Below are 18,169 nucleotides of genomic sequence, written 5' to 3'. Positions count from 1 at the left end.
GGTTTTTGGCAAATATAGAAAAAGCCTCATACCATGATGAAGCTTTTCCTGAAATTATATAAGGTGTTTTTCTATCTCTGGTCAAGAGGTTTGAAATCCCTGTGGCCCTCGCCAATGTATATTTGTCTTGGCCGGCCAATAGGTTCTTTCATCAACCTCATTTCCCTCCATTGGGCGATCCATCCCGGCAAACGTCCCAGGGCGAACATAACCGTAAACATTTCTACGGGGATTCCAAGTGCACGGTAAATAATTCCGGAATAGAAATCGACGTTTGGATAAAGTTTTCTTTTCACGAAATAATCGTCTTCCAACGCTTCTTTTTCAAGGCCTTTGGCAATATCCAGCACAGGATCGTTCACTCCCAGCTGGCCAAGCACCTCATCTGCAGATTTCTTAATAATCTTGGCGCGGGGGTCGAAATTTTTGTATACCCTGTGCCCAAAGCCCATTAACCTAAATGGGTCTTCTTTATCTTTGGCTTTAGCCATAAATTTCTTGGTGTCTCCGCCATCTTCTTTTATCCTTTCCAGCATTTCAATCACGGCCTGGTTAGCACCACCGTGCAGTGGCCCCCATAGCGCTGAAATACCAGCTGAAATTGAGGCGAAGAGACCGGCGTGTGAAGAACCTACCATTCTTACGGTAGAGGTAGAACAGTTTTGCTCATGATCTGCATGAAGGATAAGAAGTTTATCCAGCGCATTGATCACCGCTTTATCAACATTATATTTTTTTCCCGGCTTTTCGAACATCATTTTATGCAGGTTCTCTACATAGCCCAGAGAATCATCGCCGTAATTTAGAGGATCGCTCTTTTTCTTTCTTAAGGTCCATGCGGCAAGGACCGGGAATTTGCCCAGTATTTTCACAATAGCTTTATACATATCAGCTTCTGAAGAAACATCTACAGAAGAAGGGTTAAAGGCAATAAGGGCACTGGTTAATGAAGAAAGCACTCCCATGGGATGGGCCGATTTTGGAAAGCCGTCCAGAATTTTTTTCATCTCTTCATCTACTTCAGATTCTTCCTGGATATCTGCATAGAATTTATCAAGCTGCTCCTTTGTAGGCAATTCGCCAAAAATCAGCAAATAAGCAACTTCAAGAAAATCGGCCTTTTCTGCCAGATCCTCTATAGCATACCCACGGTACCTAAGCACTCCTTTTTCACCGTCCAGGAAGGTAATCGCGCTTTCGCAACTACCGGTATTTTTATAACCGCGATCCAGGGTAATAATCCCTGCTTCAGAACGCAGGGTTTTAATATCGATTCCTATTTCATTTTCGGTACCCTTTACAACCGGAAATTCATATTTTTTTCCTTGATATTCTAGTGAGGCTTTATCTGACATTTTGATAATTTTCTTTTTAATTTGATATGATTGCGAATTTAAGAAAAACTGACAAGTATATCAATTGTTAAAACTCATTTAAGGTATTATTAACAGCGGGTTTCAGAAAGTTCTTGTATAGAAAAAATACTGTCCCGGTTAAAACTTACTTCCCCTTGGCTGGAAGAAAAATAGATAGAATAGATTGAAAAAAAAGAATTTTTCCCGCGGAAGTATTTTAGGAGATAATCTCGCTAAAATTTACAAGCAGGACAATTTCTGTAGTCAAAGACTCGAGTCTTTATGAAGTTGAAGTAACCTGTTATTCTTTAACATCCAAGGCATAGAGATATTTGTAATAGTCATCAACCGATTTTTCCCAGGTGAATTTTTGTTTTTTCGCGTTGGCTGAAATTTTTTTCCATTCCTTTTTATCATTGAAGAAAAGGTCTACTGTTTCAGAAAAAACCCTTACAAAATCTGCTATTTTTTCCTCCAGGGTATCGCCGGTAAAACTAAAGCCGGTTTTCCTGTGAATTACAGTGTCTTTTAACCCGCCGGTATGATGCACGAGGCAAGGCTGGCCATTCCTCATGGCGAGCATCTGGCTTATGCCACAGGGTTCAAAAAGGCTCGGCATTAAATAAAGATTAGATTCCTGGTAAAGCATATCAATAATACTTTCTGACTGCGCATTGATGAAAATAAAATTTTTATGCTCATAACTGGCTGCCCTGAAAATAGCCTCATATTCTGGGGCGCCCGTGCCTAATAGAATAAAAATACCATTGGTTTCCGTAAGTTTTGCTATCAGTTTTGGCAGGAGAGTAGGATCTTCCCTGAAGAAATAAAACTTCTGCTCGGTAAGGCGAGCGATACTGGTGCAGATAAAATCTGGCTTATCCTGTTGAAATCTTGTGAGCTTTTCCCCCGTATGTGCCAAGTAATGGGCTTTATAATCTTTCTTTTCTTCCTGCAACCACCGGAACAACCTCCGGATACACTGCCTGAACAAAATTCCCTTTTCTGCTGTATTAATATTTGAATAATTGGCACCATTCAGGATCCCAAATAAACGTCCCTCTTTATCTGCCTGTTTTAAATCCTCTTCCAGCCCTTCACCTCCAATAAATTCTGGCGGCGCACTGGGCTTCAGGATATCTTCTTTATAGGATGGGGAAACGGTTTGTACAGCATCGGCAAAGCGTATCCCTATAGCCATAAGGTTTATACAATCGTGATACCTTGGGTCCTGTAGTTCTTCGTAATTGAGCTGAAGTTCAGGAAACCAGTTTTCAACAGAAGAATAACTCCCAGAGAAAGGGCGAATTCCCTGGATGGCAAGGTTGTGAATAGTGTACACAAACCTGATGGATTTAAGAACTTCGTAAGCCGGATGGAACCTCCTTAAAAAAAGCACCAGGCTGGAGTGCCAGTCGTGCAGATGTGCAACATTCAGTTTACCAAATGCACCGCTCTTAATAGCTTCGGCAACACCGGCACAAAAAATAAAGAACTTTACGGCATCTGTAAAATATGGCTCGGTTAGGTCGTTATGATAAATGTGCGCAATATCACCAGCCTGGATTTCAGGATGATGAATCACGTAATGATATATATTTTCAAATTCCTTTTTTGGCTGAACTTCATAGAGTTCTGCTTTATAGATTTCTCCTCTTAACTGAAAGTTTAAATGTGCTTTAAAACTGGCATTAGTATGAAGCCGGGAATATGAGGGAACAACCACATGCACCTTATCTCCCCTTCCGGCAATCTGGCGGGGCACATCCCTTACCACATCACCCATTCCGCCCGCCTTACAACGTGCTATAGCATCATTCTCAGCAGCTACAAAAAGAAAATTGTTCATATAGAACCTAAGATTGGTTAGAACGAGAAGTTAATTATTCTATTGTTAATTTTTAACTAAATTTACAGAAATAATCATAAAAAAACCCCTCTGGTTTAGAGGGGTCTCAAATATAAGAGCTTAAAATTATTTAATCTTGAATGCCTTCTCCTTTGGGTAGTACGCGACATCACCAAGTTCCTCTTCTATTCTCAGTAGCTGATTATACTTAGCCATTCGGTCACTACGTGAAGCAGAACCGGTTTTAATTTGTCCCGTGTTAAGTGCAACAGCAAGGTCTGCAATGGTGTTATCTTCAGTTTCCCCTGAACGGTGTGACATTACAGAAGTATAACCGGCATTATGGGCCATATTTACCGCCGCGATAGTTTCGGTTAAAGTTCCAATCTGGTTAACCTTAATCAGTATCGAATTTGCTATCCCTTCTTCAATACCTCTGGAAAGACGTTCTACGTTGGTCACATATAAATCGTCCCCAACCAATTGCACTTTATCCCCAATTTTATCGGTTAAAGCTTTCCAGCCATCCCAGTCATTCTCATCCATTCCATCTTCAATAGAGATAATTGGATATTTAGAAGAAAGTTCTGCAAGATATTCTGCCTGCTCTTCGCTGCTTCTTACTTTTCCTTTATCTCCTTCAAATTTGGCGTAGTTGTATTTGCCATTTTCATAGAATTCAGCTGCAGCACAATCCAGGGCGATCATTACATCATCACCGCCTTTATAACCTGCTTTTTCTATCGCTTTCAGGATAGTATCCAGCGCATCCTCAGTTCCGTCCAGGGTCGGCGCGAAACCTCCTTCATCCCCAACAGCGGTACTAAGGCCCCTGTCATGCAAAACTTTTTTCAGGTTATGGAAAATTTCCGTACCCATCTTAAGAGCATGAGAGAAATTCTTTGCTTTCACCGGCATGATCATAAACTCCTGAAATGCGATAGGAGCATCACTATGGGAACCACCGTTAATGATATTCATCATTGGAACAGGAAGCGTATTGGCGCTCACCCCGCCTACATAGCGGTAAAGAGGCAAACCTAGCTCGTTAGCCGCAGCTTTTGCAGCAGCAAGGGAAACCCCGAGAATGGCATTTGCACCAAGATTGGATTTGTTTGGCGTACCATCAAGGTCTATCATGGCCTGGTCAATCAGGTTTTGTTCAAATACAGAGTATCCAAGCAGTTTTTCAGAAATGTTCTTATTTACATTTTCCACCGCCTGTGTTACTCCTTTTCCCATAAAATCACTACCGCCATCGCGAAGTTCTACCGCTTCATGCTCCCCTGTTGAAGCCCCTGAAGGAACTGCTGCCCTACCAAGGATTCCATTTTCTGTAATTACGTCTACTTCTACAGTTGGATTTCCTCTGGAGTCGAAAATCTGGCGTGCATGAATATCTATTATCACACTCATATTTTTATTTTAAATTGGTTAATTGATTTCTTTGCAAGATACGAATTGAGTGCTAAAAATGCGAGTAAAAGGCGCAGTAATAAGGAATTGGCAACATCTTTTTACTTAATCGTTTTCGAAAGAAAAGCATTTTTCTATATCAGCTTATTCCTTAAAGAAGATAATTCTTAGAAAATCTTATAGATAATATTTGACCTTTCACAGTTTAAAACCTAACTGTAAACTAACCAGCGGCGCCAAATAAGAATCTACATCGTTAAAACCGTAGCCCAGACCCAGATTGAGGTTAAGCTTGAATGTTTTCCCATATACCCTTTGCAGTCCCCAGGCAGGCCCTACAAATCCATCGTAATTACTGCTAAGGTCCAGGTCTCCAAGTACCGAATTCCCACTGGAAAGCAGAGCTACTGCCGCAATATAATTCCCGCTATTATTTGAGACATTCTTAGCTTTTCTAATTCTGTTTTTAAAATTATAATAATACCGGTACTGCCCCATAAACTGAGGGAAAATACCATAGTCGGATTCGTCGAATACATGACGGTATGCAAAAGCGACACCTCCAATAAAATCTACAGAAGCATTATCTCCCACAGCTAATTCATATTCGGCTGAAGGCGTTAAAAAATTTAAAGAAAACTGATTGGTGGTTTGTTGCCCAAAAGAGCTGAGCCCTGCAAAAAGGGCAAAAACAAGTAATAATTTTTTCATTGTTGATTGATAAATATATTGAAGTCCTAAAACTAGAGCAATTATCAACAACAACAAATTTATTTTAGAGGAAAACGTTAAAAGTAAAAGGGCCGGAATTATACCATTCCGGCCCTTCGATTAAATTTTAAATCATTTTATGCCTTTGCCCCCTGCAGCCGCTGCATGAACTCATCGAATAAGTAGTGCGCATCATTAGGCCCCGGGCTTGCCTCAGGGTGGTATTGTACCGAGAAGCAGTTCTTATTTTTCATTTTAAGCCCGGCCACTGTATTGTCGTTTAAATGCGTATGGGTAACTTCCACACCGGGATGCGATTCGGTTTCCTCTTTATTAACTGAAAAACCATGGTTTTGAGAAGTGATTTCCCCTTTCCCGGTTTGCAGGTTAAGAATAGGATGATTTATCCCGCGATGCCCCTGATGCATTTTGTAGGTGCCAATTCCATTTGCAAGCGCTATAATCTGATGCCCCAGACAAATACCAAAAAGGGGCCTATCTTCTGCCATAATATCCTTGGCCACCTGGATAGCATTATCCAGTGGTTGCGGATCCCCGGGCCCGTTAGACAGCAGGTATCCATCAGGCTCCCAGGCTTTCATTTCAGCATAACTTGTATCGTATGGAAAAACTTTACAATAAACATCCCTGTTAGCAAGATGCCTGACAATGCTTCTTTTAACCCCCACATCCAAAACTGCAACTTTATAGGAAGCATCTTCTTTTCCGAAGAAATAAGGCTCTTTTGTAGAAACTTTTGAAGCCAGTTCAAGGCCGTTCATATCGGGAACTTCGGCCAATTGTTTTTTAAGGCCTTCAATATTATCCACATCGGTAGAAATAATAGCGTTCATGGCGCCATTTTCACGGATGTAAGTTACCAGCGCCCGTGTATCTACATCAGAAATAGCAAACAGGTCGCTCTTATCCAGGAAATCCTTCAACGGCATATCGGCTGCCGGCCGCGAATGGTAATAACTGAAGTTTTTACACACCAGCCCCGAGATTTGGGCAGTATCTGCTTCCTCTTCATTCTCGTTAGTCCCGTAATTCCCAATATGGGCATTGGTGGTCACCATGATCTGACCGAAATAGGAAGGGTCAGTAAAAATTTCCTGATAACCGGACATTCCGGTGTTAAAGCAAACCTCTCCCACGGCACTACCGTCTTTATCTCCCACCGCTTTGCCATGGAAGATGGTTCCGTCTGCCAGTAAAATAATCGCCTTTTTTCTTGTTTGATACTTCATCGTTAATCCTGCTTAACTGGTTGTTGTGTTGTTATTTTTATTTACCTTCAGTAAAGGCTAAGATACTATTATATAAAAAAAGGATAAACTCACAGAGCTTATCCTTTTTAAAATTATCGATGACTTAAAAGATTCATTTTTATTCCTCTTTTTTATCTTCTTTAGGTTCTGAATTTGTTTCCTCAGATTTTGTTTCTGCCTGCGGTGCAGTTTCAGTAGAAGAAGTAGTAGCTTTTTTTCTACCTGCTCTACGAGTAGATTTCTTCTTCTCAGGCTTCTCAAGGTTGTAGGTCTCATTATAATCTACAAGTTCTATCATAGCCATATCTGCATTATCCCCAAGCCTGTTCCCCAGTTTTATGATCCTGGTGTATCCTCCCGGACGGTCACCAACTTTTGGTGCCACATCGCGAAACAATTCACTCACTGATTCTTTACTGCGAAGTTTACTGAAAACAATCCTTCTGTTATGAGTGGTATCCTCTTTAGACTTGGTTACTAAAGGCTCTACAAATACCCTTAAAGCCTTAGCTTTGGCAACAGTGGTATTTATTCGTTTATGCTCAATTAGGGAACACGCCATATTCGCCAACATAGACTTGCGATGCGCAGTTTTTCTTCCTAAATGATTTATTTTCTTTCCGTGTCTCATTTTTATAAGATGTTAGATGTTAGAGTTAGATTTTAGACGACGCCACACAAAAGTCTCACGCCTTCAATCTAAAGTCTTACGTCTAATTTTAGTCTTTATCTAATTTATATTTTGAAAGGTCCATACCAAAGTTTAAACCTTTGTTGTTAACAAGCTCTTCAAGTTCAGTCAAAGACTTCTTACCAAAGTTTCTGAATTTCATAAGATCATTCTTGTTATACGATACAAGGTCACCAAGGGTATCCACTTCAGCTGCTTTTAAACAATTCAACGCCCTTACTGAAAGGTCCATATCAACCAGTTTGGTTTTCAATAATTGCCTCATGTGAAGGGATTCTTCATCATAAGTTTCAGTTTGAGCAATTTCATCAGCCTCCAAAGTTATGCGTTCATCAGAGAACAACATAAAGTGGTGGATTAGTGTTTTTGCAGCTTCGGTTAAAGCATCTTTAGGGTGAATAGAACCATCGCTAATAATTTCAAAAACCAGTTTTTCATAATCGGTTTTCTGCTCTACACGATAGTTTTCAATACTGTACTTCACATTCTTAATGGGAGTGTAAATAGAATCTGTGAAGATAGTACCTAAAGGCGCATTGGACTTTTTATTTTCTTCAGCCGGAACGTAACCTCTACCTTTTTCAATAGTGATTTCCATGTTGATGTTTACCTTTTTGTCCAGGTGACAAATTACAAGATCAGGATTTAACACCTGAAAACCTGAGATAAACTTCTGGAAATGACCAGCGGTAAGTTGATCCTCACCGGAAACAGAAATTGTAACGGCTTCGTTATCTATTTCATCAATTTGCCTCTTAAACCTGACTTGCTTCAGATTTAGTATAATTTCTGTTACATCTTCTACCACTCCCGGGATAGTAGAGAATTCGTGCTCAACTCCTTCAATACGAACTGAAGTGATCGCGAATCCTTCTAATGAAGATAACAGCACTCTTCTTAAAGCGTTACCAACAGTTAATCCATAACCAGGTTCCAAAGGGCGAAACTCAAATTTCCCTTCAAAATCTGTTGAATCAATCATTATAACTTTATCGGGCTTCTGAAAATTTAGTATTGCCATATTACGACTTCTGTGAATTATTATTTCGAATATAATTCGACGATGAATTGTTCATTTATATTTTCCGGAATCTGAACCCTTCCTGGTACAGACACGAAAGTTCCTTCTTTTTTCTCATTATTCCAGGTAATCCACTCATAAACACTGCTTGAATTTGCCAGTGAATCCTGGATTGCCTGTAAAGATTTAGACTTTTCTCTTACGCTTACAACATCTCCCGCCTTCAAATGGTAAGAAGGAATATTAACTAACTCCCCATTTACGGTTATGTGCCTATGAGACACTAATTGCCTTGCAGCCCTTCTGGAAGGTGCAATGCCCATTCTGTAAACAACGTTATCCAAACGTGATTCACATAATTGTAAAAGCACCTCACCGGTAATTCCGTTTGATCTGGTTGCTTTTTCAAACATGTTTCTGAATTGACGCTCAAGGATACCGTAGGTATACTTTGCTTTTTGCTTTTCCATCAACTGGATAGCGTATTCAGATTTTTTCCCGCGACGACGGTTGTTACCGTGCTGTCCCGGAGGATAATTTCTTTTTTCAAAAGACTTGTCATCTCCGAAAATAGCTTCACCGAATTTACGGGCTATTTTAGTCTTTGGACCAGTATATCTTGCCATTAAATTGTAATTTATAAGAAAGGGATTATGAATTAAGGTCGCTTTCCTTCGATAATCGTAATTTCCTTTCCTGTTGTTTATACGTGTTTATTAAACTCTACGTCTCTTAGGAGGACGACATCCGTTGTGTGGAAGTGGAGTAACATCTACAATCTCGGTAACTTCTATCCCGCTATTATGAATAGAACGAATTGCAGATTCCCTACCATTCCCAGGTCCTTTTACGTAAACCTTTACTTTACGCAATCCAGCCTCATGAGCTACTTTAGAAGCATCTTCCGCAGCTAACTGTGCAGCGTAAGGAGTGTTCTTTTTGGAACCTCTAAAGCCCATTTTTCCAGCTGAAGACCAGGAAACCACATCTCCTTTTTTATTTGTCAAAGAGATAATGATATTGTTGAAAGAAGCAGTAACATGAGCCTCTCCATTAGCCTCAACGTTAACTTTACGTTTCTTCTGAACAGTTTTTTTAGTTGCCTTTGCCATATTACTTACTATTTAGTTGCTTTTTTCTTGTTAGCAACTGTTTTTCTTCTACCTTTTCTGGTTCTTGAGTTATTTTTGGTTCTCTGACCTCTTAGCGGCAAACCAGATCTATGCCTGATCCCTCTGTAACATCCAATATCCATCAGACGTTTGATACTCATTTGAACCTCAGTACGTAATTCTCCTTCGATTGTATAATTACCTACAGCTTCACGAATACGGCCAATTTCATCATCGTCCCAATCGGAAACCTTTTTACTCTCATCTACTTTAGCCTCTTCCAGGATGCTTTGAGCCCTGCTTTTGCCAATTCCGAAGATATAGGTCAATGCTATAACTCCTCGCTTTTGTTTAGGTATATCAACCCCTGCAATTCTTGCCATAATTAGCCTTGTCTTTGTTTAAATCTAGGATTCTTTTTGTTAATTACGTAAAGGCGCCCTTTCCTGCGTACAATTTTGCAGTCGGCACTTCTTTTCTTTATTGATGCTCTAACTTTCATCTCTTCAGTTTTTTATGTTTACCGGACATAAAATCGTAACTCTACGTCCAATATGTTCGGCTACATAATTTTTTCAGGTTGCAAAAGTACTGAAAATATATTAAATAGCTAAAATTTTTGAATTTAGTATCTGTATGTAATTCGCGCCTTAGTTAAATCGTAAGGACTCATTTCAAGTTTCACCTTATCCCCTGGCAATAATTTAATGTAATGCATGCGCATTTTACCAGAGATATGAGCGGTGACCACGTGGCCGTTTTCCAGTTCAACGCGGAACATCGCATTGGATAATGCTTCAATTATAGTCCCATCCTGTTCAATTGCCGGTTGTTTTGCCATATTTACTTTATAGTTTAGTTGTTAGTTCGTAGTTTTTAGATTTTCATTTCATGCATAACCATCCTACGCATTTCTAATGACTAATTACTAACTACTACTCTCTAATTAAGCTACTGCTTTTCTGTTTTTACCTGATTTCATTAGTCCGTCGTAATGCCTGTTAAGCAGGTACGAATTCACTTGCTGCATAGTATCTATTGCAACTCCCACCATAATTAAAAGCGAGGTACCACCAAAAAACAATGCCCATCCCTGCTGCACACCCAACAGTGATACCACGATTGCCGGGAACACGGCAATCAGGGCCAGGAATATGGATCCCGGTAAGGTGATTTGAGACATTACCCTGTCTAAAAATTCAGCCGTTTCAGTTCCCGGGCGAATACCAGGAATAAAACCTCCGCTCCTTTTCAGATCATCAGCCATTTTATTTGTAGGTACTGTGATTGCCGTATAGAAATATGTAAAGACAATAATCAACAACGCAAACACAAGATTGTACCAAAATCCGAATATATCGCTGAAAGCTGTGGCTACTCCCTGAGCAGTATCAGAGTCTGAAAGACCTACAACGGCCATAGGGATAAACATGATGGCTTGCGCAAATATAATTGGCATAACCCCGGAAGCGTTAAGCTTTAAAGGAATGTACTGGCGTGAACCAAATACATTCTTCTCATAACCACCAGAAGCACTCCTTCTTGCATATTGCACAGGAATTTGCCTTACTGCCATTACCAGCATCACTGCGGCCATTATAATGGCGAACCAGATAACAAGCTCGATAAGGATCATGATAAGCCCACCGTTAGATTCGAATACCCTAGATGCGAATTCCTGCATGAACGCCAAAGGCAGCCTTGCAATAATTCCAACCATAATCAACAACGAAATCCCATTCCCAATACCTTTATCTGTAATTTTCTCTCCCAGCCACATCGCGAAGATTGTACCGGTGGTAAGAATAACAACAGAAGAAGCCACAAAGGTTATAGTATCTCCTAACAAGAATGCACCCTGCGGAAGGGTGGCAAACAAATTATAGATATAACCGGGCCCCTGTACAAGGGTAATAGCTATTGTTAACCAACGGGTGATTTGATTGATCTTTCTTCTACCGCTTTCGCCCTCCTTTTGCAGCTTTTGCAAATAAGGAATGGCAATTCCCATCAATTGTACCACAATAGAGGCAGAAATATAAGGCATAATCCCTAAAGCAAAAACGGAGGCATTGGAAAACGCCCCTCCAGTAAATGCATTAAGAAGGCCCAGCAAACCACTATCGGTTTGACTTGCCAGGTTAGACAATTGTGAAGCGTCTATCCCGGGAAGTACAATCTGGGCGCCAAAGCGATATACCAGGAGTAAACCGAGGGTCACTAAAATTCTACTTTTTAGCTCCTCGATTTTCCAGATATTCTTAATAGTATTGATGAATTTCATTTTGATTATCTATTATAAAGTAACAACTTCACCTCCGGCAGCTTCTATAGCTTCTTTCGCTGAGGCAGTAAATTTATGAACAGATATTTTCAACTTTGCCTTTAATTCACCTCTACCTAATATCTTAACAAGCTCGTTTTTTCCGGCAAGGCCGTTTTCCACAAGCACGTCCATATCAACGGTGTCCTTAATTCTACCTTCATCTACAAGAGCCTGAAGCGTATCAAGGTTTATACCCTGGTATACTTTACGGTTCCTGTTATTGAAACCGAATTTTGGAACACGACGCTGCAGCGGCATCTGGCCTCCTTCAAATCCAATCTTCTTGGAGTAACCAGAACGGGATTTAGCCCCTTTGTGTCCTCTGGTTGCCGTACCTCCTTTTCCGGATCCTTCTCCGCGGCCTACACGCTTGCTGTTACTTTTAACTGAACCTTCTGCAGGTCTTAAGTTACTTAAATCCATGTGTATTATTATTTTGTTTCTTCTACAGAAACTAAATGTTTAACTTTATTTACCATACCAAGGATGTTTGGCGTGTCCTGGTGCTCTACCGTCTGACCAATTTTCTTAAGTCCTAAAGACTCAAGAACAAGTTTTTGGTTTTTAGTACGGTTTATAGCACTCTTTACTTTTGTAACTTTAATCTTTCCCATCTCTGTCCTTGATTTATCCTTTAAAAACTTTCTCTAAGGAGATTCCTCTTTGCTTGGCTACAGTTTCTGCACTACGCAATTGTAACAAAGCATCAAAAGTTGCTTTTACCACGTTGTGAGGGTTGGAAGATCCCTGGTTTTTAGAAAGTACATCATGTACTCCCACAGATTCCAGTACCGCACGAATTGCACCACCGGCAATTATACCAGTACCGGTAGCAGCCGGAAGCAATAAAACCCTTGCTCCGCCATACTTACCTTTTTGCTCATGAGGCAATGTACCCTTGTTCAAAGGAATACGTACCAAATTCTTCTTAGCATCTTCTACAGCCTTGGAAATAGCATCTGCAACTTCTTTAGATTTACCTAAACCTTGTCCTACAACACCATTTTCATCCCCAACTACTACAATAGCAGAGAAACCAAATGCTCTACCACCTTTTGTAACTTTTGTAACACGCTGTACACCTACAAGACGATCTTTTAGCTCAAGTCCTCCCGGTTTTACGTGCTCTACGTTTTTATAATCTTGATACATAATTTCTTAGAATTTTAGTCCTCCTTCGCGAGCACCTTCTGCTAATGATTTAACTCTTCCGTGATATAAGTATCCACCTCTATCGAAAGAAATGGTATCAATCCCAGCCTTTTTAGCTTTTTCAGCAATGGTTTTACCTACCAATGTAGCCTGTTCCATTTTGCTTTCAGCTGCATCTGAAATTTCTTTATCTCTTGAAGAAGCTGCCACTAAGGTATTACCGGCAACATCATCTATTATTTGAGCATAAATTTCTTTATTACTTCTAAAAACAGATAATCTTGGACGGCTTTCAGTTCCTGTTATATCCCTGCGGATACGCTTCTTTATTTTTTGTCTTCTCTTTTCTTTTGAAAATGCCATATCTAAACTTTATTAAGCTGATTTACCTGCTTTTCTTCTTAATTGCTCTCCAACAAACTTAATACCTTTACCTTTATAAGGTTCTGGTGTTCTAAAGGAGCGAATTTTAGCCGCAACCTGTCCAACTAACTGCTTATCGTAAGAAGTAAGCTTCACTATAGGGTTCTTCCCTTTTTCAGAAACTGTCTCCACTTTAATTTCGGGAGCCAAATCTAGCACAATATTGTGGGAATACCCAACGGCCAAATCCAGTTTTTGCCCCTGGTTAGATGCTCTGTAACCAACACCTACAAGCTCCAGTTGTTTAGTATATCCTTCAGTGACACCGGTAATCATATTGTTTACCAAAGCACGGTATAAACCGTGTTTTGCTTTCTGGTCACTTTTTTCAGAAGAACGCTCAAAATAAATAACCCCGTCTTCGATTTTAAATTCGATATCGTTTATTTCCTGTTTTAGCTCTCCTAATTTTCCTTTTACCGTAATCACGTTTCCTTCGGTCTTAATATCAACACCTTCGGGAATTGTAATCGGGCTTTTACCTATTCTTGACATTGTTTAAGTCTTTTAAGTATTAGTAAACGTAACACAATACTTCACCACCAACTTTCTCGGCCTGTGCCTGCTTTCCTGTCATTACTCCGTGAGAAGTAGACACAATAGCTATCCCTAAACCATTTAGAATTCTTGGCAACTCGTTGGCTCCGGCATACTTACGTAAACCAGGTCTACTTATTCTCTGTATATCTTTAATTACAGAATCTTTAGTACTTTTATCGTATTTAAGAGCTATTTTAATGATTCCCTGGGCGGTACTGTCATCAAATTTGTAACTAAGGATATACCCCTGATCGAATAATATTTTGGTAATCTCCTTCTTAAGATTAGAAGCCGGGATCTCAACCACCCTGTGGTTAGCCGCTACAGCATTTCTAATTCTTGTTAGGTAATCTGCAATTGGATCTGTATTCATTTATATTAATTTGCGGAAGTGGTTTTCATTTCAATTAAGATGAACCTTCCTCCAGTTTATATTCTTACCAACTAGCTTTTCTAACGCCTGGAATTAATCCGTTATTAGCCATTTCCCTAAACATTACCCGGGAAAGACCAAATTGTCTCATATATCCTTTAGGCCTGCCAGTTAGCTTACATCTGTTATGCAACCGTACAGGTGAAGAGTTTTTTGGCAATTTTTGAAGTGCTTCCCAGTCACCAGCCTCCTTAAGAGCCTGACGCTTCTCTGCATATTTCTTTACCAGTTTTTGTCTTTTCACCTCACGGGCTTTCATTGATTCTTTAGCCATAATTAACTCTTTTTAAATGGTAATCCTAGTTCGGTTAACAATGATTTCGCTTCCTTATCGGTAGCAGCAGTGGTAACGAAAGTGATATCCATTCCGGCAATTCTGTTTACCGCATCAATATCAATTTCAGGAAAAATAATCTGCTCGGTAATCCCAAGGTTATAATTTCCCCTACCATCAAAACCGTTAGCCTTAATACCATTAAAATCACGTACTCGTGGTAACGCTGTGGTAATAAGCCTGTCCAGGAATTCATACATTTTGTATCCACGTAAAGTAACTTTAGCGCCAATAGGCATTCCTTTACGAAGTTTAAATGAAGCAACATCCTTTTTAGAAATGGTAGAAACCGCTTTTTGACCACTAATAGCTGTTAATTCATCAACAGCATGGTCTATTAGCTTTTTATCTGCTACAGCTCCACCAACTCCACGGCTTATAACAATCTTCTCAAGCTTTGGCACTTCCATTACATTGGAATAGCTGAATTCTTCGGTAAGAGCAGACTTTACTCTGTCGTTATACTCTTGTCTAAGTCTTGGTACGTATGCCATAACTATATTACTTCATTAGATTTTTTGGAAAATCTTACTTTTTTTCCATCCTCCATTCTGTAACCTACCCTTGTAGTCTCACCGTTTTTATCGATAAATGCCAGGTTGGAAACATGAATAGGAGCTTCTTTCTTTTTAATACCGCCCTGTGGATTGGCTGCGCTTGGTTTCTCATGTTTAGAGATCTCATTTACACCTTCCACAATAGCTTTATTTTTTTCAAGGAGTACTTTCTGCACTTTACCTTCCTGCCCTTTATGCTCTCCGGCAATAACGCGAACAGTATCTCCTGATTTTATCTTAAGCTTTGTCATTTTCTTAATGTATTAAAGCACTTCTGGTGCCAATGATACAATTTTCATGAATTGCTTATCACGAAGTTCTCTCGCCACCGGTCCAAATACACGTGTACCGCGCATCTCACCGGTTGGGTTTAAAAGAACACAGGCATTATCATCAAAACGGATATAAGAACCGTCTGGCCTGCGCACTTCTTTCCTGGTACGCACAACAACTGCTGTAGAAACCGCACCCTTCTTAATATTTCCGTTAGGTGTAGCTTCTTTAACGCTGACAACTATCTTGTCTCCAACAGAAGCATATCTTTTCTTTGTACCTCCTAATACACGTATAGCTAAAACTTCTTTAGCTCCGGTATTATCTGCTACTTTTAGTCTGGACTCTTGTTGTACCATGGTTTACTTCGCTCTTTCAATTATTTCTACTAATCTCCAACATTTAGATTTACTTAAAGGTCTTGTTTCCATGATCCTTACAGTATCTCCTTCGTTGCAGTCGTTTGTCTCGTCGTGTGCTACGTACTTCTTAGTTTTTAAAACGAACTTTCCGTACATAGGGTGTTTTACTTTCTTAACCTCAGAAACCACGATAGATTTCTGCATTTTATTACTGGTAACTACACCTATACGCTCTTTTCTTAAATTTCTTTTTTCCATCTTTCAGCAGAATAACAATTATTGTTGTTCTCTTTTAGTTAACTCTGTAGCAAGCCTCGCTATATCTCTTCGTACAGTTCTAAGCTGTATTGGGTTCTCTAATGGCGAAACTGCGTGAGCCATTTTTAAATCTGAATATGCTTTTCTAGATTTTCCAAGCTCTTCCTGTAATTCTGCCACAGACAGTTCTTTTACTTCTGATTGTTTCATAATTATATATATTAAGCTTGATAATCTCTAGCTACAACAAATTTAGTCCTAACCGGAAGTTTTTGAGCTGCAAGACGCAATGCCTCTTTTGCAACATCCATTGGCACACCGCCAATTTCAAACATAATTCTTCCCGGTTTCACAACAGCTGCCCAGTATTCCACGGCACCTTTACCTTTACCCATACGTACTTCAAGAGGTTTCTTTGTAATTGGCTTATCTGGAAAGATTTTTATCCAGATTGACCCTTCCCTTTTCATATAGCGGGTAGCAGCAATACGTGCAGCTTCTATTTGGCGTGATGTAATGAAACTGGAATCAAGAGACTTGATACCGAATGTTCCATTTGAAAGTCTATGCCCTCTTCCGGCATTTCCTTTCATGCGGCCCTTTTGTTGCTTACGATATTTTGTTCTTTTAGGTTGTAACATTTTTCTTTACTTTAAAAAATTACTTTCTACGACGTGATTTATTACCACCTCGTCCGGATCCTCCTTTTCCTCCTTGTTTCTTAGCAAGACCAACAAGCGGGGAAAGTTCTCTTTTTCCGTACACTTCGCCTTTCATGATCCATACTTTAACACCCAATCTACCATAAGTAGTGTGCGCTTCAATTAAAGCATAATCAATATCGGCCCTAAAAGTCGACAAAGGAATTCTTCCATCTTTGTAAGATTCTGAACGTGCCATTTCAGCTCCGTTCAAACGTCCGGAAATCTCAATTTTGATCCCTTCAGCATTCATCCTCATTGCAGCCGCAATAGCCATTTTTATCGCACGACGGTAAGAGATACGATTCTCAATTTGTCTTGCAACACTGGATGCCACTAAATGCGCATCAAGCTCTGGCCTTTTAATTTCAAAGATGTTAATTTGAACCTCTTTATCGGTAATCTTCTTAAGCTCTTCTTTCAGCTTGTCTACCTCCTGGCCACCTTTCCCAATAATGATACCAGGACGGGCAGTGGTGATAGTAACGGTTACAAGCTTAAGGGTACGCTCAATAATCACCCTGGATACACTCGCTTTCGAGAGGCGAGCATGGATATACTTTCTAATCTTATCGTCTTCGGCTAATTTATCGCCGTAGTCATTTCCTCCGTACCAGTTGGATTCCCATCCTCTGATAATCCCAAGGCGATTCCCGATTGGATTTGTTTTCTGTCCCATACTCTTCTTAGCTTTGTGTATTGTTATTTGCTCCAAGCACCAATGTTACGTGATTGGATCTTTTTCTAATTCTGTGTGCACGACCCTGTGGAGCAGGACGAAGTCTCTTTAACATACTCCCTCCGTCTACACGAATCTCTTTCACAAATAATTCAGCTTCCTCAAGATTTGCATCTTCATTCTTCGCCTGCCAGTTAGCAATTGCCGAAAGCAAAAGCTTCTCTACACGACCTGAGGCTTCTTTTTGACTGAATTTTAATATCTGAAGCGCTTTTTCTACTTTCTCTCCACGAACCAGATCCGCAACTAAGCGCATCTTTCTTGGCGAAGTAGGGCAGTTATTTAACTTTGCAAAAGCTACCTGTTTCTTGGCTTCTTTTATTTGCTCTGCTCTTTCTCTTTTACGAACTCCCATAGCTTCAATTATCTTTTACCTTTATTTTTTGCACCAGCGTGACCTCTAAAGGAACGTGTTGGTGAAAATTCTCCTAGTTTATGACCTACCATGTTCTCAGTTACATAAACAGGAACAAATTGTTTCCCATTATGAACCGCGATAGTTTGCCCAACGAAATCTGGAGTAATCATGGAAGCGCGTGACCATGTTTTGATAACCGCTTTCTTTCCAGATTCAACGTTTTCTGAAACTTTCTTATCTAATTTATAGTGAACGTAAGGTCCTTTTTTTAATGAACGTGCCATATC

General features: G+C 39.9%; 29 protein-coding genes. All 29 read right to left on the bottom strand.

What is annotated here, in order from left to right; all coding sequences use genetic code 11:
* Positions 1–71: 71 nt before the first annotated feature.
* Entirely contained in the window at positions 72–1,355 is a 1,284-nt protein-coding gene (locus tag RM553_RS05890; protein WP_311534027.1) for a citrate synthase, read from the bottom strand.
* 301 nt (positions 1,356–1,656) lie between these two features.
* Positions 1,657–3,204, bottom strand: a complete 1,548-nt coding sequence (locus tag RM553_RS05885; RefSeq protein WP_311534026.1) for a glycogen synthase — start codon at positions 3,202–3,204, stop codon at positions 1,657–1,659.
* Positions 3,205–3,330: 126 nt separating this feature from the next.
* Positions 3,331–4,620 (bottom strand): phosphopyruvate hydratase, encoded by a 1,290-nt coding sequence (eno, locus tag RM553_RS05880; RefSeq protein WP_311534025.1) that lies wholly within the window; start codon positions 4,618–4,620, stop codon positions 3,331–3,333.
* A gap of 198 nt (positions 4,621–4,818) precedes the next feature.
* Positions 4,819–5,331 carry a DUF3575 domain-containing protein gene (locus RM553_RS05875; protein ID WP_311534024.1) on the bottom strand — a complete coding sequence of 171 codons (513 nt, stop codon included), beginning with the start codon at positions 5,329–5,331 and terminating at the stop codon, positions 4,819–4,821.
* Positions 5,332–5,468: 137 nt separating this feature from the next.
* The gene (gene carA, locus RM553_RS05870; protein WP_311534023.1) at positions 5,469–6,581 is read right to left on the bottom strand and encodes a glutamine-hydrolyzing carbamoyl-phosphate synthase small subunit; all 1,113 of its coding nucleotides are present in this window, start codon (positions 6,579–6,581) and stop codon (positions 5,469–5,471) included.
* A 139-nt stretch (positions 6,582–6,720) separates the two neighbouring features.
* Entirely contained in the window at positions 6,721–7,233 is a 513-nt protein-coding gene (gene rplQ, locus RM553_RS05865; RefSeq protein ID WP_311534022.1) for a 50S ribosomal protein L17, read from the bottom strand.
* Between the two features lie 88 nt (positions 7,234–7,321).
* The gene (locus RM553_RS05860) at positions 7,322–8,314 is read right to left on the bottom strand and encodes a DNA-directed RNA polymerase subunit alpha (RefSeq protein WP_311534021.1); all 993 of its coding nucleotides are present in this window, start codon (positions 8,312–8,314) and stop codon (positions 7,322–7,324) included.
* Positions 8,315–8,334: 20 nt separating this feature from the next.
* Complete coding sequence (gene rpsD, locus RM553_RS05855) at positions 8,335–8,940, bottom strand: 30S ribosomal protein S4 (RefSeq protein WP_311534020.1); 606 nt, start codon at positions 8,938–8,940, stop codon at positions 8,335–8,337.
* 90 nt (positions 8,941–9,030) lie between these two features.
* Positions 9,031–9,426: a 30S ribosomal protein S11 gene (rpsK, locus tag RM553_RS05850; protein ID WP_311534019.1), complete on the bottom strand. Its 396-nt coding sequence runs from the start codon at positions 9,424–9,426 to the stop codon at positions 9,031–9,033.
* Between the two features lie 8 nt (positions 9,427–9,434).
* On the bottom strand, positions 9,435–9,809 hold the full coding sequence (gene rpsM / locus RM553_RS05845; RefSeq protein ID WP_311534018.1) for a 30S ribosomal protein S13: 375 nt from the start codon (positions 9,807–9,809) through the stop codon (positions 9,435–9,437).
* A 2-nt stretch (positions 9,810–9,811) separates the two neighbouring features.
* Entirely contained in the window at positions 9,812–9,928 is a 117-nt protein-coding gene (gene ykgO, locus RM553_RS05840; RefSeq protein ID WP_010519235.1) for a type B 50S ribosomal protein L36, read from the bottom strand.
* Between the two features lie 123 nt (positions 9,929–10,051).
* Positions 10,052–10,267, bottom strand: a complete 216-nt coding sequence (gene infA / locus RM553_RS05835; protein WP_014031991.1) for a translation initiation factor IF-1 — start codon at positions 10,265–10,267, stop codon at positions 10,052–10,054.
* A gap of 105 nt (positions 10,268–10,372) precedes the next feature.
* The gene (secY, locus tag RM553_RS05830; protein ID WP_311534017.1) at positions 10,373–11,710 is read right to left on the bottom strand and encodes a preprotein translocase subunit SecY; all 1,338 of its coding nucleotides are present in this window, start codon (positions 11,708–11,710) and stop codon (positions 10,373–10,375) included.
* Between the two features lie 12 nt (positions 11,711–11,722).
* Entirely contained in the window at positions 11,723–12,175 is a 453-nt protein-coding gene (gene rplO, locus RM553_RS05825; RefSeq protein ID WP_311534016.1) for a 50S ribosomal protein L15, read from the bottom strand.
* A gap of 8 nt (positions 12,176–12,183) precedes the next feature.
* Positions 12,184–12,366: a 50S ribosomal protein L30 gene (rpmD, locus tag RM553_RS05820; RefSeq protein WP_311534015.1), complete on the bottom strand. Its 183-nt coding sequence runs from the start codon at positions 12,364–12,366 to the stop codon at positions 12,184–12,186.
* 13 nt (positions 12,367–12,379) lie between these two features.
* A complete protein-coding gene (gene rpsE, locus RM553_RS05815; RefSeq protein WP_311534014.1) occupies positions 12,380–12,904 on the bottom strand; it encodes a 30S ribosomal protein S5 in 525 nt (174 codons plus the stop codon).
* Positions 12,905–12,910: 6 nt separating this feature from the next.
* Positions 12,911–13,267 (bottom strand): 50S ribosomal protein L18, encoded by a 357-nt coding sequence (rplR, locus tag RM553_RS05810; RefSeq protein ID WP_311534013.1) that lies wholly within the window; start codon positions 13,265–13,267, stop codon positions 12,911–12,913.
* 12 nt (positions 13,268–13,279) lie between these two features.
* The gene (rplF, locus tag RM553_RS05805) at positions 13,280–13,822 is read right to left on the bottom strand and encodes a 50S ribosomal protein L6 (RefSeq protein WP_311534012.1); all 543 of its coding nucleotides are present in this window, start codon (positions 13,820–13,822) and stop codon (positions 13,280–13,282) included.
* A 19-nt stretch (positions 13,823–13,841) separates the two neighbouring features.
* The gene (rpsH, locus tag RM553_RS05800; protein ID WP_311534011.1) at positions 13,842–14,240 is read right to left on the bottom strand and encodes a 30S ribosomal protein S8; all 399 of its coding nucleotides are present in this window, start codon (positions 14,238–14,240) and stop codon (positions 13,842–13,844) included.
* A 64-nt stretch (positions 14,241–14,304) separates the two neighbouring features.
* Entirely contained in the window at positions 14,305–14,574 is a 270-nt protein-coding gene (gene rpsN, locus RM553_RS05795; protein WP_311534010.1) for a 30S ribosomal protein S14, read from the bottom strand.
* Positions 14,575–14,576: 2 nt separating this feature from the next.
* Positions 14,577–15,128 (bottom strand): 50S ribosomal protein L5, encoded by a 552-nt coding sequence (gene rplE / locus RM553_RS05790; RefSeq protein ID WP_311534009.1) that lies wholly within the window; start codon positions 15,126–15,128, stop codon positions 14,577–14,579.
* Positions 15,129–15,130: 2 nt separating this feature from the next.
* The gene (gene rplX / locus RM553_RS05785) at positions 15,131–15,442 is read right to left on the bottom strand and encodes a 50S ribosomal protein L24 (protein WP_311534008.1); all 312 of its coding nucleotides are present in this window, start codon (positions 15,440–15,442) and stop codon (positions 15,131–15,133) included.
* Between the two features lie 12 nt (positions 15,443–15,454).
* Positions 15,455–15,823 carry a 50S ribosomal protein L14 gene (rplN, locus tag RM553_RS05780; protein ID WP_081208845.1) on the bottom strand — a complete coding sequence of 123 codons (369 nt, stop codon included), beginning with the start codon at positions 15,821–15,823 and terminating at the stop codon, positions 15,455–15,457.
* A 3-nt stretch (positions 15,824–15,826) separates the two neighbouring features.
* Entirely contained in the window at positions 15,827–16,084 is a 258-nt protein-coding gene (gene rpsQ, locus RM553_RS05775) for a 30S ribosomal protein S17 (RefSeq protein WP_037319236.1), read from the bottom strand.
* Positions 16,085–16,102: 18 nt separating this feature from the next.
* Entirely contained in the window at positions 16,103–16,294 is a 192-nt protein-coding gene (gene rpmC / locus RM553_RS05770; RefSeq protein WP_156283750.1) for a 50S ribosomal protein L29, read from the bottom strand.
* Positions 16,295–16,305: 11 nt separating this feature from the next.
* Positions 16,306–16,725, bottom strand: coding sequence for a 50S ribosomal protein L16 (gene rplP / locus RM553_RS05765; protein WP_311534007.1), 420 nt, complete (start codon positions 16,723–16,725; stop codon positions 16,306–16,308).
* A gap of 19 nt (positions 16,726–16,744) precedes the next feature.
* Positions 16,745–17,464, bottom strand: a complete 720-nt coding sequence (rpsC, locus tag RM553_RS05760) for a 30S ribosomal protein S3 (protein ID WP_311534006.1) — start codon at positions 17,462–17,464, stop codon at positions 16,745–16,747.
* Between the two features lie 7 nt (positions 17,465–17,471).
* Positions 17,472–17,879: a 50S ribosomal protein L22 gene (gene rplV / locus RM553_RS05755; protein WP_311498300.1), complete on the bottom strand. Its 408-nt coding sequence runs from the start codon at positions 17,877–17,879 to the stop codon at positions 17,472–17,474.
* Between the two features lie 8 nt (positions 17,880–17,887).
* A complete protein-coding gene (gene rpsS / locus RM553_RS05750) occupies positions 17,888–18,166 on the bottom strand; it encodes a 30S ribosomal protein S19 (protein ID WP_311534005.1) in 279 nt (92 codons plus the stop codon).
* Positions 18,167–18,169 lie beyond the last annotated feature (3 nt).

Source organism: Autumnicola tepida (assembly GCF_031846485.1).
Taxonomy (GTDB): Bacteria; Bacteroidota; Bacteroidia; order Flavobacteriales; family Flavobacteriaceae; genus Autumnicola; species Autumnicola tepida.
Note: the sequence above shows the minus strand (reverse complement) of the source record. Positions and strands in the feature narration are given on the sequence as shown.